The sequence below is a fragment of the Cedecea neteri genome (genome assembly GCF_000758305.1).
Taxonomy (GTDB): Bacteria; Pseudomonadota; Gammaproteobacteria; order Enterobacterales; family Enterobacteriaceae; genus Cedecea; species Cedecea neteri_C.
The window spans coordinates 115,072-129,195 of the sequence record NZ_CP009458.1; the positions used below are offsets into that span (position 1 = coordinate 115,072).

15 protein-coding genes are annotated in these 14,124 nt (G+C 55.7%); 8 read left to right on the forward strand and 7 right to left on the reverse strand.

Features of this window, described 5'->3' with window-relative positions:
* Positions 1-89: 89 nt before the first annotated feature.
* Both LH23_RS00525 and LH23_RS00530 read right to left on the reverse strand, forming a co-directional pair.
* The gene (locus LH23_RS00525; protein WP_039286933.1) at positions 90-341 is read right to left on the reverse strand and encodes a hypothetical protein; all 252 of its coding nucleotides are present in this window, start codon (positions 339-341) and stop codon (positions 90-92) included.
* Between the two features lie 407 nt (positions 342-748).
* On the reverse strand, positions 749-1,099 hold the full coding sequence (locus LH23_RS00530) for a helix-turn-helix domain-containing protein (RefSeq protein WP_039286935.1): 351 nt from the start codon (positions 1,097-1,099) through the stop codon (positions 749-751).
* 335 nt (positions 1,100-1,434) lie between these two features.
* Here LH23_RS00530 and LH23_RS00535 point away from each other — a divergent pair, with 335 nt between their 5' ends.
* The gene (locus LH23_RS00535; RefSeq protein ID WP_039286938.1) at positions 1,435-2,613 is read left to right on the forward strand and encodes an efflux RND transporter periplasmic adaptor subunit; all 1,179 of its coding nucleotides are present in this window, start codon (positions 1,435-1,437) and stop codon (positions 2,611-2,613) included.
* Positions 2,614-2,636: 23 nt separating this feature from the next.
* Positions 2,637-5,789, forward strand: coding sequence for a multidrug efflux RND transporter permease subunit OqxB (gene oqxB / locus LH23_RS00540; RefSeq protein ID WP_039286941.1), 3,153 nt, complete (start codon positions 2,637-2,639; stop codon positions 5,787-5,789).
* Positions 5,790-5,891: 102 nt separating this feature from the next.
* Here oqxB and LH23_RS00545 read toward each other — a convergent pair whose 3' ends face one another.
* Both LH23_RS00545 and LH23_RS00550 read right to left on the reverse strand, forming a co-directional pair.
* Positions 5,892-6,371 (reverse strand): RrF2 family transcriptional regulator, encoded by a 480-nt coding sequence (locus LH23_RS00545; RefSeq protein ID WP_008458195.1) that lies wholly within the window; start codon positions 6,369-6,371, stop codon positions 5,892-5,894.
* Between the two features lie 292 nt (positions 6,372-6,663).
* Complete coding sequence (locus LH23_RS00550; RefSeq protein ID WP_039286944.1) at positions 6,664-7,248, reverse strand: hypothetical protein; 585 nt, start codon at positions 7,246-7,248, stop codon at positions 6,664-6,666.
* A gap of 202 nt (positions 7,249-7,450) precedes the next feature.
* Here LH23_RS00550 and LH23_RS00555 point away from each other — a divergent pair, with 202 nt between their 5' ends.
* The 4 genes from LH23_RS00555 to LH23_RS00570 all read left to right on the forward strand — a co-directional run bounded on the left by LH23_RS00555 (position 7,451) and on the right by LH23_RS00570 (position 10,204).
* Positions 7,451-8,338, forward strand: coding sequence for an AbaSI family restriction endonuclease (locus LH23_RS00555; RefSeq protein ID WP_039286947.1), 888 nt, complete (start codon positions 7,451-7,453; stop codon positions 8,336-8,338).
* A gap of 131 nt (positions 8,339-8,469) precedes the next feature.
* Positions 8,470-9,390, forward strand: a complete 921-nt coding sequence (gene cbpA, locus LH23_RS00560; protein WP_039286950.1) for a curved DNA-binding protein — start codon at positions 8,470-8,472, stop codon at positions 9,388-9,390.
* Complete coding sequence (cbpM, locus tag LH23_RS00565; protein WP_039286953.1) at positions 9,390-9,695, forward strand: chaperone modulator CbpM; 306 nt, start codon at positions 9,390-9,392, stop codon at positions 9,693-9,695. The genes cbpA and cbpM overlap by 1 nt, the downstream gene beginning before the upstream one ends.
* A gap of 149 nt (positions 9,696-9,844) precedes the next feature.
* Positions 9,845-10,204 carry a hypothetical protein gene (locus LH23_RS00570; RefSeq protein ID WP_039286956.1) on the forward strand — a complete coding sequence of 120 codons (360 nt, stop codon included), beginning with the start codon at positions 9,845-9,847 and terminating at the stop codon, positions 10,202-10,204.
* 47 nt (positions 10,205-10,251) lie between these two features.
* Here LH23_RS00570 and LH23_RS00575 read toward each other — a convergent pair whose 3' ends face one another.
* On the reverse strand, positions 10,252-11,037 hold the full coding sequence (locus LH23_RS00575; RefSeq protein WP_039286961.1) for an AraC family transcriptional regulator: 786 nt from the start codon (positions 11,035-11,037) through the stop codon (positions 10,252-10,254).
* 92 nt (positions 11,038-11,129) lie between these two features.
* Here LH23_RS00575 and LH23_RS00580 point away from each other — a divergent pair, with 92 nt between their 5' ends.
* Complete coding sequence (locus tag LH23_RS00580; protein ID WP_039286963.1) at positions 11,130-11,996, forward strand: EamA family transporter; 867 nt, start codon at positions 11,130-11,132, stop codon at positions 11,994-11,996.
* Here the strand turns inward: LH23_RS00580 and LH23_RS00585 are convergent.
* On the reverse strand, positions 11,993-12,673 hold the full coding sequence (locus LH23_RS00585) for a nitroreductase (RefSeq protein ID WP_039286966.1): 681 nt from the start codon (positions 12,671-12,673) through the stop codon (positions 11,993-11,995). The genes LH23_RS00580 and LH23_RS00585 overlap by 4 nt on opposite strands.
* 119 nt (positions 12,674-12,792) lie before the next feature.
* Here LH23_RS00585 and LH23_RS00590 point away from each other — a divergent pair, with 119 nt between their 5' ends.
* The gene (locus tag LH23_RS00590; protein WP_039286969.1) at positions 12,793-13,725 is read left to right on the forward strand and encodes a LysR family transcriptional regulator; all 933 of its coding nucleotides are present in this window, start codon (positions 12,793-12,795) and stop codon (positions 13,723-13,725) included.
* On the opposite strand, the gene LH23_RS00595 is transcribed toward LH23_RS00590, so the two are convergent.
* Positions 13,722-14,123, reverse strand: coding sequence for a type II TA system antitoxin MqsA family protein (locus LH23_RS00595; RefSeq protein ID WP_039286972.1), 402 nt, complete (start codon positions 14,121-14,123; stop codon positions 13,722-13,724). The two genes, LH23_RS00590 and LH23_RS00595, sit on opposite strands and share 4 nt — an antisense overlap.
* Between the last annotated feature and the right edge of the window lies 1 nt (position 14,124).

Genomic DNA, 14,124 nt, shown 5'->3' on the forward strand with positions numbered 1-14,124 from the left:
CCGGCGGCTGCCATATATTATGGGGAGTGTTTTAATCCATTAAAATGCCGTTCCGTTATTCCATTAGGAAAAGCATTGCGTCCGTGATATTAACGCTTAGTGCTGCCGAACAGACCGGTGCCGCCAAGCAGCCCGCCCAGAATAGAACTCACACCGCTAACCACGCTATTCACCACGCCACCCACAAGCTGGGTCACGCCATTGAGAACGCCGCCCACAACCGGCAGACCGCTAACAATGCCGCCCACGGTGCCCAGCGGATCGCCCGCGCCGCCGATCACGCCATCCAGTAAACCCGCACCGCTAACTGACTTAACTTCCTGAGTGGATAATTCTTTCATGATTTTCACCATAATAAAATAAACGGAAAGAAAGGTTAAAAGCTCTCGCGGATAGTGAGGCGGTAAAACAATGCATTCCCTACCCTGATATAATTTCTAATACAGGCCAGGCAAAAGATCAAACCACCATAAAACATTATTTTTTTATTTTTAATAGGCCTGTTTTTAACAAGCTTATAAATGTCACATTACTTTAATGGTGATTATTTGAATAAGCATTTGTACAAAATGGAATATAGCGAAAAGGTGGGTTAACTATGTTATATATTGTATATAGGCAGGTTTATTTCATCGACTATATATTCATTCTGATTCAACAGGCTGAACGCCATTTTAATATGACTTAAAAAGAAACAGGCATCACCCAACCCGCTCTGACCAAAGAGCAGGCTGGAAGTCGATGTCTCTCAGGCCCCATAGCGGTTCCCGGTGTGCGCCAACTGCCGACGCCACACGCCCGGCGCAATGCCGAACTGGCGCTTGAAGCTGCGGTTGAAAGACTGCTGCGAGTCAAAGCCCAGGGAGATCGCCACGTTCAGGATCGGCTCTTCGGTGCGGCTCAGGCGCTCGGCGGATTTTTTCAGCTTTTGCGCACGAATGTACTCGCCCAGGTTGTAGCCGGTGTGCTGCTTGAAGATCCGCTGCAGGTGCCACTTCGAGTACCCTGCCCGCTCGGAAACGGTGTTGATGTCGAGGCGGCTGTCGAGGTGGTTATCAATCCAGCCGAGTAAATCATGCATGAAGGCATCGGTGCTCATTGTCTCTCTCCCCTGCGGGTTTGTTAAAAGCATCTTTATCAGTTGCATTTAAATCTGACCTGCTTTGACAATAATTGCAAGTTTTATTGTTACATTAAATCCTCGTTACAAATGGGCCTTTTTCGAATGGCACAAATAGCACAGAAAGTGCAACAATTATTCTTGCACTTAGTTCTACGCCTTCCTACAATCGCCGCGATACTGTATTCGTAATTGATACACATTTTGTGCCGATGAGCGACACAAATGGCCTCAGGTCAGCCCGGACAAAGGAAGTGGCGCGGCACCCTCCGCTGCGTCTTGCCCGGCCGACTTCAACTATCGGAATAAGAATAATGAGCCTGCAAAAACATTGGGTTAGCCTTCATCTGCGCGTGTTGGGGCCGGTACTGCTTGCCGCGCTGCTCGCCGGATGCGACTGGGGAGTCGCACAAAACGCCGTGCCGCAGGCACCAGCCGTGAGCGTCGCCGACGTGGTGGTGAAACCCGTTAGCCAGTGGGATAGTTTTAACGGCCGCATCGAAGCGGTGGAAAGCGTTCAGCTCCGCCCCCGCGTCTCCGGCTACATCGACAAAGTGAACTACACCGACGGCCAGGAAGTGAAGAAAGGTGAAGTGCTGTTCACCATCGACGACAGAACCTACCGCGCCGCGCTGGAACAGGCGCAGGCGGCGTTGATGAGAGCCAAAACCCAGGCCAGCCTCGCCCGCAGCGAAGCCAGCCGCACCGACAAGCTGATCGGCACCAACGTGATTTCCCGCGAAGAGTGGGAACAGCGCCGCTCCGCCGCCACCCAGGCTGACGCCGATATTCGTGCGGCCCAGGCGGCGGTTGACGCGGCGCAGCTAAACCTCGACTTCACCAAAGTCACTGCCCCGATCGACGGCCGCGCCAGCCGCGCGCTGATCACCAGCGGCAACCTGGTCACGGCGGGCGACAGCGCCAGCGTGCTCACCACTGTGGTGTCTCAGAAGACGGTTTACGCCTACTTTGACGTGGATGAATCCACCTATCTGCACTACCAAAACCTTGCCCGCAGCGGCCAGGGGGCGTCCAGCGACCATAAAGCCCTGCCGGTAGAAATTGGTCTGTCCGGCGAGGAAGGTTACCCGCATCAGGGTACCGTGGATTTCCTCGACAACCAGCTCACCGCCAGCACCGGCACCATCCGCATGCGCGCCCTGCTGGATAACGCTCAGCGTCAGTTCACGCCGGGGCTGTTCGCCCGCGTTCGTCTGCCGGGCAGCGCGGAGTTCCAGGCGCTGCTGATCAACGACAAAGCGGTGCTGACCGACCAGGACAGAAAATACGTCTACATCGTGGATAAAGACGGCAAGGCCCAGCGCCGCGACATCACGCCAGGGCGCCTCGCCGCCGGGCTGCGCATCGTGCAGCAGGGGCTGAACCCTGGCGATAAAGTCATCGTCGACGGGCTACAGAAAGTGTTTATGCCGGGCATGCCGGTGAACGCGAAACCTGTCGCCATGGCCGCCACCAGCGCTGCCGTTAACTGATCCCTTACCAGAGAATCCGACGCATGGACTTTTCCCGCTTTTTTATCGACAGGCCGATTTTTGCCGCGGTGCTGTCGATTCTGATTTTTATTACGGGGCTTATCGCGATCCCGCTGCTGCCGATCAGTGAATACCCGGACGTCGTGCCGCCAAGCGTGCAGGTCCGGGCGGAATACCCTGGCGCTAACCCGAAAGTGATCGCTGAAACCGTGGCGACGCCGCTGGAAGAAGCGATCAACGGCGTCGAAAATATGATGTACATGAAATCCGTTGCTGGTTCCGACGGCGTGTTGGTCACTACCGTGACCTTCCGCCCGGGCACCGATCCGGATCAGGCGCAGGTTCAGGTGCAGAACCGCGTTTCCCAGGCCGAAGCTCGCCTGCCGGAAGACGTTCGCCGCCTCGGTATTACTACCCAGAAACAGTCGCCCACGCTGACCCTGGTGGTACATCTGTTCTCGCCGAACGGCAAGTACGACTCGCTGTACATGCGTAACTACGCCACGTTGAAAGTGAAGGACGAACTCGCGCGCCTGCCGGGCGTCGGGCAGATCCAGATTTTCGGCTCCGGCGAATACGCCATGCGCGTGTGGCTGGATCCGAACAAAGTGGCGGCGCGTGGCCTTACGGCTTCTGACGTGGTCACGGCGATGCAAGAGCAGAACGTGCAGGTGTCTGCCGGTCAGCTCGGCGCAGAGCCGCTGCCGAAAGCGAGCGACTTCCTGATTTCTATTAACGCCCAGGGCCGCCTACACAGCGAAGAAGAGTTCGGCAACATCATCCTGAAAACCGCCCCGGACGGATCGCTGGTTCGCCTGCGTGACGTGGCACGTATCGAGCTGGGTTCAGGCAGTTATGCCCTGCGCTCCCAACTGAACAACAAAGATGCGGTCGGGATCGGTATCTTCCAGGCCCCCGGCGCCAACGCCATCGACCTGTCTAACGCCGTGCGCGCCAAGATGGCCGAGCTGTCCACACGTTTCCCGGAAGACATGAAGTGGGCCGCACCTTACGACCCGACCGTGTTCGTCCGCGACTCCATCCGGGCGGTGGTGCAAACCCTGCTGGAAGCGGTGGTGCTGGTTGTGCTGGTTGTGATCCTGTTCCTGCAAACCTGGCGTGCGTCCATCATCCCGCTGATTGCCGTTCCGGTTTCAGTGGTGGGTACGTTCAGCATTCTTTACCTGCTCGGCTTCTCGCTGAACACGCTGAGTCTGTTCGGGTTGGTGCTCGCCATCGGCATCGTGGTGGATGACGCCATCGTGGTGGTGGAAAACGTCGAGCGTAACATCGAAGAAGGGCTTGCCCCGCTGCAGGCGGCGCACCAGGCCATGCGCGAGGTTTCCGGGCCGATTATCGCTATCGCCCTGGTGCTGTGCGCGGTGTTCGTGCCGATGGCGTTCCTCTCCGGCGTCACCGGGCAGTTCTACAAGCAGTTCGCGGTGACCATCGCCATTTCGACGGTGATTTCGGCGATTAACTCCCTGACGCTTTCCCCGGCGCTGGCAGCTCTGCTGCTGAAGCCGCACGGCGCGCCGAAGGACATGCCTACCCGGCTGATCGACCGCCTGTTCGGCTGGCTGTTCCGCCCGTTCAACCGCTTCTTCCACCGCAGTTCGGAAGGCTACCAGGGTCTGGTGAGTAAAACCCTTGGCCGCCGTGGCGCGGTGTTTGCGGTGTACGTGCTGCTGCTGTGCGCTGCCGGAGTGATGTTCAAAACCGTGCCGGGTGGGTTTATTCCGACCCAGGATAAGCTCTACCTGATCGGCGGCGTGAAAATGCCGGAAGGTTCTTCGCTGGAGCGCACCGACGCGGTGATCCGCAAGATGAGCGAAATCGGGATGAACACCGAAGGCGTGGATTACGCGGTGGCATTCCCTGGCCTGAACGCGCTGCAGTTCACCAACACGCCGAATACCGGCACGGTGTTCTTCGGCCTGAAGCCGTTCGGCGAGCGCAAGCATACCGCGGCGGAAATTAACGCCGAGATCAACGCCAAAATCTCGCAAATTCAGGAAGGTTTCGGCTTCTCGATTCTGCCGCCGCCGATTCTGGGGCTGGGTCAGGGTTCCGGCTACTCGCTGTATATCCAGGACCGGGCGGGCTTAGGCTACGGGGCGCTGCAAACCGCGGTGAACACCATGTCCGGCGCGATCATGCAAACGCCGGGGATGCACTTCCCAATCTCTACCTATCAGGCGAACGTGCCGCAGCTGGATGTGCAGGTAGACCGTGACAAAGCCAAAGCGCAGGGCGTGTCGCTGACCGATCTGTTCGGCACACTGCAGACTTATTTGGGCTCGTCCTACGTGAACGACTTCAACGAGTTTGGCCGCACCTGGCGAGTTATGGCTCAGGCCGACGGACAGTTCCGTGACAGCGTGGAAGACATCGGCAACCTGCGCACCCGCAACAGCCAGGGGGAAATGGTGCCGATCGGCAGCATGGTGAAAATCACCACCACCTACGGGCCGGACCCGGTGATCCGCTACAACGGCTACCCGGCGGCGGATCTCATCGGCGATGCCGATCCACGCGTGCTCTCCTCCGCGCAGGCAATGACTAAGCTGGCCGCGATGTCCGGGCAGGTATTGCCGAACGGGATGAACATCGAATGGACGGATCTGAGCTACCAGCAGGCAACCCAAGGCAACACGGCGATGATCGTCTTCCCGGTAGCTGTGCTGCTGGCGTTCCTGGTGCTCGCCGCGCTGTATGAAAGCTGGACGCTGCCGCTGGCGGTGATCCTGATCGTGCCGATGACCATGCTGTCCGCGCTGTTTGGCGTCTGGCTGACCGGGGGCGATAACAACGTGTTCGTGCAGGTCGGGTTGGTGGTGCTGATGGGCCTGGCCTGTAAGAACGCCATCCTGATCGTCGAGTTCGCCCGCGAGCTGGAGATGCAGGGCAAAGGCATTATGGAGTCCGCGCTGGAAGCCTGTCGCCTGCGTCTGCGCCCTATCGTGATGACCTCGATTGCCTTTATCGCCGGGACTATCCCGCTGATTCTGGGCCACGGCGCGGGCGCAGAAGTCCGCGGCGTAACCGGGGTGACGGTGTTCTCGGGCATGTTAGGGGTGACGCTGTTTGGTCTGTTCCTGACGCCGGTGTTCTACGTCACGCTGCGCAAGCTCGTGACGCGCGGCAAAACCCAGGCAAAAACTGTCGAGGCGTGAATGTCATAAATCAGGCGGTGTAAAAGCCGCCTGGTTAGCCCAACAAAAAACCGCCTTTCAAAGAGGCGGTTTTTTTATTTCTGCGGAAAGTGGCTGCGGGGTTTAATGGCCTTTTTTGTACAGCGCCTCTAGCTCAGGCACCGGCTGGCAGCCGCTGGTATCGCTTTTTTTCACTTTCTCCAGCGCGCTGGCCACGGTATGGCGAGCCAGCACCGCCAGCGATGCCTCTTCGGCTTCTTCTGCAATCGTTTTGAAGTACCAGCAGGCGTTGGCGCTCACCACGCAGCGGGCAGGCACGTCCGGGCGGGAAGCCCAAATCTTTTTGTCTTCAATCACCGACAGGTAAATATCTCGCAGGGTTATCTCTTCGGCCGGGCGGCCAAGATGAATGGAACCGTTGCGCCCCAGCGTCGAGACAATAATGCCGTCACGCGTGAGGGGAACCATCAGTTTACGGATAAAGCTCGGGTTGGCTTCCAGGCCGTAGGCGAGGATGGCGCTGGTCGAACGTTCACCCATTTGCTCCGCCATCGCTACGCTGAGAACCATCTGCAAAGCTGTCGGGAAGCGGTAATCTAACATTTCATTTTCCTGGGTCGCGGTGAATCTTGTTCTTTTTTGCACCGCTAAGGTGAATAATCAATGAGCAACAATATACCAAATGTCACGTTTTTTTTGAAGCAATCTGAGCTTTCGCTGGGAGCCAGCTCAAAATAACTGAAAGCTCGTTTTCAATAAGTTACGTTACTAAACTATTCAATAAATGAATTCTGCCAGGCTGGTTAATTAATTCAAGTATTTGCCATACTGAATAATAAGTCATCTAGCTCGCGTTTAATAAAATGCCCCGGCCAGTTTTGACCGGGGAACATATTTAGCGGCATTCTGGTTTCCAGTTTAACGCCTGCAGCGCCGCCATATCTTTGTCGTTATCCCCTTTGATTCGCTTCACCATTTCGTTTTCGGTGACTTTTGGATCGGCAGGATACTGGCGGGCAAACTGCAGGTTGACGATACCGCCGCAGGCTTCACGGGCAAGCCACACGTCGGACTCGTAGCCGCTTTGTTTTGCATCGCCCGGCTTCGGCAGATAGATAATGCGAACCTCGGCCACATCACCGTTCCGCGCCACGTCGAAATGCGGTTTCGGCACCGTGCGGTTTAACTCCAGCGCGGTCGCCTGCATCCAGCGATCTAGCGGCGCGTTAATTTTGATCTGATTAACCGTAATCAGCCGGGTCCACTGCCAGTTTTCGGCTTTTTCACCGTCGGTGGTGTATTCCCACACCGCCTGCTGCGGCGTTGAGCGAGTGAAGGATTGCCCGTAGGTTTTACCGGCAAAAGCGATGCTTTGCGGGGCGGTCAGGTCTTTAATTTGCGATGTTTTTGCCGACTGTGGGCCAGCACAGGCGGCCAGCAGGCAGGCCGAAGCCAGAACAGCGATGGAGTAACGGTTCAACGGTAAGTTTCCTTCTTTTTGTTATTTAATCACGCCAGAAGTCGAGGCAGAAAATAGCCTCCAGCAGCCTGAAGCGATGCTTGCAGGCGATTTTATGCTCTCTGACCTTAGAAGGAAGTGAGTGAATTATCAATTTTTGCAGATATACTTCGCAGAATGATCTCTTCAATTGAAAATTTAAGATCGTTATAAAAGGAAGTCTATGAGTAAAACGGATTATATCCTGAGATCTCTTGCTAAGATTTCAGGCAAGCGCTGGGAACATTACACGATTAATCGAATCTACCATCTCCTGAACGATCCTGACCTGGAGTTTATTTGCCAGCAGTGCATCAGGAAAAACGATGGAAAAATCTATCTCGCAGATCTTTTTTTCCCTCAGTTAGGCCTATATCTGGAAATCGATGAAGGGCATCATGACAGTGAAGACGCAAAAATAAGAGATGCCATACGCCGCCTTGATATAACTGAGGCAACAGGTTTTCGCGAAGAGAGGATCCCCGCCAGTGACGTCAGTATCAACGAACTTGATAAATATATAGATAAATTCATCGAGTTAGTTAAAGAAATTAAATCAACTCTTTTGCAGCAAAAAGCGTTTAAGCCATGGGACTATGAACATCGCTATACTGCTTGCAACCATATAAAAAAAGGGATGATATCAGTAGGGCCAGAAGCTCTTTTTCGCCACCATAAGGATGCTCTAAACTGCTTTGGATATGAAAAGGGGCATCATCAGGCGGGTCACTGGAATATACCAGAACATGTTAACAAGATTATTGGTCTTGAAGGAAAAAATATGATCTGGTTCCCAAAACTTTATGAGCAGAAAGATTGGAAAAATTCACTTTCAGATAATGGCAAACTTATCACAGAATACCCGAACGATCTGCAAAAGAGCTATACAGAACGCTGGGATCACCGAGTTGTAATGGCTCATTCGCGAGATGAGTTAAACCGAACACTGTATCGCTTTCTTGGCGTGTTTAAGGTTGATCCAGCCACATTATCCTCTGCAGAGAAAAAATTTATTCGGATCGCCACTAGTGTAAAAACATTCCCAAAATGTCTCTGCAAAAAAACTGATTAACGAGCTCTTTCCTGCTTTTCAACAATGGAAAGCAGGATTCCGCCCCACCTTCCCGCAACGGGCCTATACTTATCGGCGACACTTTTCCGCACGTTCTGTTCTGCATGCACTGATTTATGCGAGATAACGCTATGGAATTAAAGGATTATTACGCCATCATGGGCGTGAAACCGACGGACGAACTCAAAACCATCAAAACTGCCTACCGCCGCCTGGCGCGCAAATATCACCCCGACGTCAGTAAAGAGCCCGATGCAGAAGCCCGCTTTAAAGAGGTGGCCGAAGCCTGGGAAGTGCTGAGCGACGAGCAGCGCCGCGCCGAGTACGACCAGATGTGGCAGCACCGCAACGACCCGCAGTTTAATCAGCAGTTCCACCAGGGCGGCGAGCAGAGTTACAACGCCCAGGACTTCGAAGATATCTTCTCGTCTATGTTCGGCCAGCAGGCCAGGCATTCTCGCCAGCCGCACGCCGTGCGTGGCCACGATTTAGAAATCGAAGTTGCCGTATTCCTCGAAGAAACCCTGGCCGAACACAGCCGTACCATCAGCTACAAGCTGCCGGTCTATAACGTGTTTGGTATCGTCGAGCAGGAAATCCCGAAAACGCTGAATGTAAAAATTCCGGCGGGCGTCGGCGACGGGCAGCGCATTCGGCTCAAAGGCCAGGGCACGCCGGGTGAAAACGGTGGGCCAAACGGTGACCTGTGGCTGGTGATTCATATCGCGCCGCATCCGCTGTTCGACATTGTCGGCCACAACCTTGAAGTCGTGGTGCCGCTTGCCCCGTGGGAAGCCGCGCTGGGGGCAAAAGTCGAGGTTCCTACCCTCAAAGACAGCATTCTGATGACCATTCCTGCCGGCAGCCAGGCCGGGCAGAAGCTGCGCATCAAGGGCAAAGGGCTGGTTAGCAAACAGCACACCGGTGACCTGTTCGCGGTGATCAAAATCGTAATGCCGCCTAAGCCGGATGAAAACGCCGCGGCGCTGTGGCAACAGTTGGCAGACGCCCAGTCGGCGTTCAATCCGCGCAAAGATTGGGGGAAAAAATAATGACTAACGTCACCGTCACTTTTACCATCACTGAGTTCTGTCTGCACACCGGCATTCAGGAGGAAGAACTCAATGAGATTGTCGGCCTTGGCGTCGTCGAACCTTACGATTTTGAGGTCAAACCGTGGCAGTTTGACGACCACGCGATCAACATAGCGCAGCGGGCATTGCGGTTAAGGCGAGAATTAGAACTCGACTGGCCCGGCATCGCTGTGGCGCTCACCCTGCTGGAGGAGAATGAACGCCTGCGTCAGGAGAATCGTCTGCTTCGGCAGCGTATAGGGCGATTTATTCGCCATCCATAAGCGTATCTTCTGGTGGATTATTCAGCAGAATATATCCACCAGCCGTGAACATCCTGATTAATTTAGGAATATTACCTAAGGCAACATCCGCTTCGCTGTGCCAGGCTTATTCACGGTCATAAGGACTGATAACGTTTGTTGAGGATATTATGAAAAAAACGATCATCGCTTTATCTGCAATTCTGCTGGCTGCCCCTGTTTTTGCCGCGACCACCACACATGCAACCGATGAGACCGTCGCTGCGGCACACGAAGGCGCGAACACCGCCAAAGAGAAACTGCACGAGGCAGAGAACAAAGGCGAAGAGCTGAAGCTCAAGTCTAAACACGCCGCCGAAGGTAAAAGCGACAGCGTAGGCAGCAAGGTGAGCGAAGGCTCCCAGAAGGCCTGGCATAAAACCAAAGAAGGCACCGAGAAAGGTTGGGACGCAACCAAAGAAGGTGCTGAAAAAGGCTGGAATAAAACCAAAGAAGGCGCGGCTGACCTGAAGAAAAAGGTCACTGAATAAGTCGCTTTCTTTAAACAATAAGCCGCGAAAGCGGCTTTTTTATTGCCTCAACCTGCCAGTTTTTCAGCAAAATATCGTCCCGGCGTTTTCCCCAACGCTTTTTTAAACACACCAGAAAAAGCCCCCGGACTGCTGTAGCCTAAATCCAGCGCAACACGCGTGATCGCTTCCCCCTCACCTAACCGACCTATCGCCGCCAGCAGGCAGGCCTGTTGCCGCCATGCCACAAAGCTGATGCCGGTCTGCTGCCTGAACTGGCGGGTAAAGGTTCGGCGGCTCATGCCCACGCGCGCCGCCATATCGTCGAGGGACGTTTCCAGCGAAGGTGCCAGCAAGAACGCCCGGCAGGCCGCCTGCAGACGAGGCTCGTCGGGCAGCGGGGCATTGAGAGAAAGCGCAGGCATCGACGCAATTTCATAGAGCAGCAAATCAAGCAGGCTTTGGCTGCGCCCTTCAGGCTGAGTGACATTGGTCAGGTCGACAGACTGCACCAGCAGTTCGCGTAGCAGCAGCGACACGCCAAAAACCTGGCTTGTCTGCGGCAGCCTGAGCCGGTGCGCTGCGGCGTCACTGATATAGCCGTTAAGCATGATGACCGGCCCACGCATTTGCATGGCGTGAACCAGGCCGCCCGGCACCCAAATGGCGCACTGTGGCGGCACCGCCCAGTTTCCACCTGGCGTCTCCACGGAGATAACGCCGCTAGCGGCGTAGGCAAACTGCCCGCGCTCGTGGCTGTGCTGCGGAAAACACTCGCCATCGGCGAAGTGCTTCTCCGTGACAATCACCGCCTGAGGCGAATCCCGATAAACTGCTGCGCTGTTATTTTGCATGGCCCAATTTTAACAATAATTGACCCGTTAATAAAAGCAGGCCAATTCGGGAAGCGCTACAGTCACGGCGACACTTTTCACCGGACAAAGACATGCAGCGCAAACACCTTTTTCTCGCCCTGGTCGTCACCGCGGCCTGGGGGATTAACTTTCCACTCACCCGGCTCGGACTGGCCCATATCGATCCGCTTTTGTTAACCGCTCTGCGGTTTACGCTTGCCGCCCTGCCCTGGGTTTTCTTTATCAAACGCCCGGCGGTGGCTCTGCGCTGGATAGTGGCCTACGGTCTGATTTTTGGCGTGGCGATGTGGGCGCTGATCAATCTGGGTATCGCGTTTGGCGTGCCGCCCGGCAGCGCCGCCTTGCTTATCCAGCTCAGCGCTTTTTTTACCCTGGGCTGGGGCGTTCTGCTGTTTGGCGAGCGTCTGACACGCCCGCAGCGCTATGGCATCGTTCTGGCGGCGGTGGGCCTGCTTGGCGTGCTGCTGGATAGCACCGGCAGCGCAACGCTAACCGGGTTGATACTGATTGTGATCAGCGCGCTGGCCTGGAGCGCCGGCAACATCATCATCAAACTTTCCGGCGTGAAAGAGATCTTTGCTTTTGTGGTGTGGGCCAGCCTGTTTCCCCCGGTGCCGCTGGTGCTGCTGACCTGGGTCTGGCACGGTTCCGCGCCCTTCACTTCGCTGGCGCAAAATATCGATAAACAGGCCGTGCTTTCGCTGCTGTTCCAGGTTTATGCCGCCACGCATTTCTGCTACTGGGGCTGGAACACCTTGCTTCACAAATACCCGGCTTCCCGCGTGGCACCGCTTTCTCTGCTGATCCCGGTCTTCGCCATGCTCAGCTCGGCGTTGATTCTTGGCCAGGTTCCCGATCTCGCCAGCGCGCTTTCGCTGGCGGCGATCCTGCTGGCCCTGGCCATCGGCATGAAAAAAGAGCGCCCGCTCGGCCGTTAGTTATGCAGCGTCACGCTGTCGTCCACGCTCTGGCGCCACATGCGGACCTGAGCAGAAGGCGCATTCGGGTCGGCATAGCCGAAGGAGATCCCGAACAGCAGGCGATACTCGTCCGACACGCCAAGAATTTTACGCGTCGCATCGGCATGGAAGCCGAGCAGCGTCTGCGGAATACCGGCAAAACCACGTGCCGCCAAAGACAGCAGGAAGCTCTGCCCGTACATGCCGATGTCGGATGCCACGCGCACGTTGTCGCCAAACGAGGGCATAAACAGGAACGCTACGTGTGGGGCACCGAAGAAGTTGAAGTTGCGCAGATACGCTTCGCGGCGCTTCTCTTTATCGTCACGGGCGATGCCAAGCGCATCGTAATAAACCTTCGCCTGGCGCTGGCTGCGCTCGTAATAATCGCCGTGAAAATCGTCATAGCTGAAGCTGAAATCTGGCGTGACGTTACCCGCCGTATCGTTCTCAATCATCATTTTTTGCAGCGCATCTTTGGTTGCGCCGGAGGCAATATGGACGTTCCACGGCTGCGTGTTGCAGTTGGACGGAGAATGCTGGGCATCCTGTAAAACATCCCGAATTTGTGCCTCTGTCAGCGGCGTAGGCAGAAACGCTCTGGATGAAAAACGCTGACGCACGGCCTCGTCAAAAGCCAAAACTTTATTGCTCATACCATTCTCTCTCTGTTTCCCGGCGAGTCCGGGCATCATTACTTGCCGGGGAGGATAACGCTGCCTGACATAGCGAAAAACCGTATAATCCATTAAGGACTTTTGCGGAAATTGCACAAATGAAAGATCTGAGCCAGATAAACGCGCGCTCAATGCGCCTCTTCCTTGCCGTTATCAGCGAAGGCAGCTTTTCAGAAGTGGCCCGCCAGGAGAACCTTTCGCCCTCTTCCGTTTCCCGCACCGTGATTCAGCTTGAGCAATCGCTGGAGACACAGCTGCTTTACCGCAACACGCGAGCCGTGGTCGCCACCGAGGCGGGGAATATCTATGCCACAGCGTTCAGGGAAATGCTGAGGCAGCTTGAGCAGGCGCAAAACCAGATTGTCGAGCGCCGCCAGCAGCCCGGCGGCGTGCTTCGCTTCAACGCGCCGGTGTCTTTCGGCCTGCGTCACATCGCCCCGTGGATTGCTGAATTCAGCGAGCGCTACCCGGCGCTGAGGCTGGAGCTAAATCTGACCGATAACTACATCGACCCGCTGGCGGACGGCACCGATCTGCTGCTGCGCATCTCGCCGATGCAGGACAGTTCGCTGCACGGACGTTTTATTACCCGCCAGCGCGCTTACCTGGTCGCCAGCCCGGCCTATCTCGCCCGCTACGGCACGCCGCAAAAGCCCGAAGAGCTACACAATCACAAGCTACTGGCCTACCGAGGGCTGATGGGCCTTCAGCGTTGGTATTTCACGCAGGGCGAAGAAAAAATACAGCTAACGCCGGAGCCTAAAATCGTTTCTGGCAATGCGGAGATGCTGGTGAAAGCGGCAGAAGATGGCGCAGGTATCGTGCTGTTCCCGGACTGGCAAATCAGCGATGCGCTGCGGGCCAAGCGGCTTATCCCGATGATGACGGATTACACCGCATCCTACAGCGCCACCGACCATTCGCTCTATATGCTCTACCCCGGCGGGCGCTTTCCGTCGCTTAACACCCGCACGGCAATAGACTTCTTTATGGCGAAGTTCGGCTCTCCGCCCTACTGGCAGGAGGCTTAACTCGTTTTGAGCTCGTCAAAAAGCTCAGGGTGTTTATCCAGCGCTTTAAACAGCAGGATCAGCGGCCGAGGGGGGGCAATGCGCCCCGTTTCATAGCGGCTGAATGCATTTGCTCCCCCGCCAAAAAACTCGGCGGCCTGCGCCTGATTCAGCTTCAGGCGTTTACGCACGGCGGCAATAAAGGCGGGGTCGACCTCCTGGGCATTCACTTCGCGATTAAACGCCAGCATGCCGCTGAAATACGCCTCACCTTCCCCATCGGCAAAAACAATTTCACCGCAGTCATTGCAGTGCAGCCCGGTCACGCCCGGAAACGTTTTGGAATGGCCTTTGTATTCGTAGTGAATATCGCGGGCTTCATGAACGGCATGTTCGCCGCCGCACACAGGGCATTTCATC

What these genes read in the sequence shown, in the direction of transcription:
- cbpA (WP_039286950.1), top strand. Translation starts at nt 8,470, where the DNA reads ATGGAATTAAAGGATTATTACGCCATCATGGGCGTGAAACCGACGGAC.
- LH23_RS00595 (WP_039286972.1), bottom strand. Translation starts at nt 14,123, where the DNA reads ATGAAATGCCCTGTGTGCGGCGGCGAACATGCCGTTCATGAAGCCCGC.
- LH23_RS00525 (WP_039286933.1), bottom strand. Translation starts at nt 341, where the DNA reads ATGAAAGAATTATCCACTCAGGAAGTTAAGTCAGTTAGCGGTGCGGGT.
- LH23_RS00545 (WP_008458195.1), bottom strand. Translation starts at nt 6,371, where the DNA reads ATGTTAGATTACCGCTTCCCGACAGCTTTGCAGATGGTTCTCAGCGTA.
- LH23_RS00590 (WP_039286969.1), top strand. Translation starts at nt 12,793, where the DNA reads ATGAAAGATCTGAGCCAGATAAACGCGCGCTCAATGCGCCTCTTCCTT.
- LH23_RS00570 (WP_039286956.1), top strand. Translation starts at nt 9,845, where the DNA reads ATGAAAAAAACGATCATCGCTTTATCTGCAATTCTGCTGGCTGCCCCT.
- LH23_RS00575 (WP_039286961.1), bottom strand. Translation starts at nt 11,037, where the DNA reads ATGCAAAATAACAGCGCAGCAGTTTATCGGGATTCGCCTCAGGCGGTG.
- LH23_RS00555 (WP_039286947.1), top strand. Translation starts at nt 7,451, where the DNA reads ATGAGTAAAACGGATTATATCCTGAGATCTCTTGCTAAGATTTCAGGC.
- LH23_RS00530 (WP_039286935.1), bottom strand. Translation starts at nt 1,099, where the DNA reads ATGAGCACCGATGCCTTCATGCATGATTTACTCGGCTGGATTGATAAC.
- cbpM (WP_039286953.1), top strand. Translation starts at nt 9,390, where the DNA reads ATGACTAACGTCACCGTCACTTTTACCATCACTGAGTTCTGTCTGCAC.
- LH23_RS00535 (WP_039286938.1), top strand. Translation starts at nt 1,435, where the DNA reads ATGAGCCTGCAAAAACATTGGGTTAGCCTTCATCTGCGCGTGTTGGGG.
- LH23_RS00585 (WP_039286966.1), bottom strand. Translation starts at nt 12,673, where the DNA reads ATGAGCAATAAAGTTTTGGCTTTTGACGAGGCCGTGCGTCAGCGTTTT.
- oqxB (WP_039286941.1), top strand. Translation starts at nt 2,637, where the DNA reads ATGGACTTTTCCCGCTTTTTTATCGACAGGCCGATTTTTGCCGCGGTG.
- LH23_RS00580 (WP_039286963.1), top strand. Translation starts at nt 11,130, where the DNA reads ATGCAGCGCAAACACCTTTTTCTCGCCCTGGTCGTCACCGCGGCCTGG.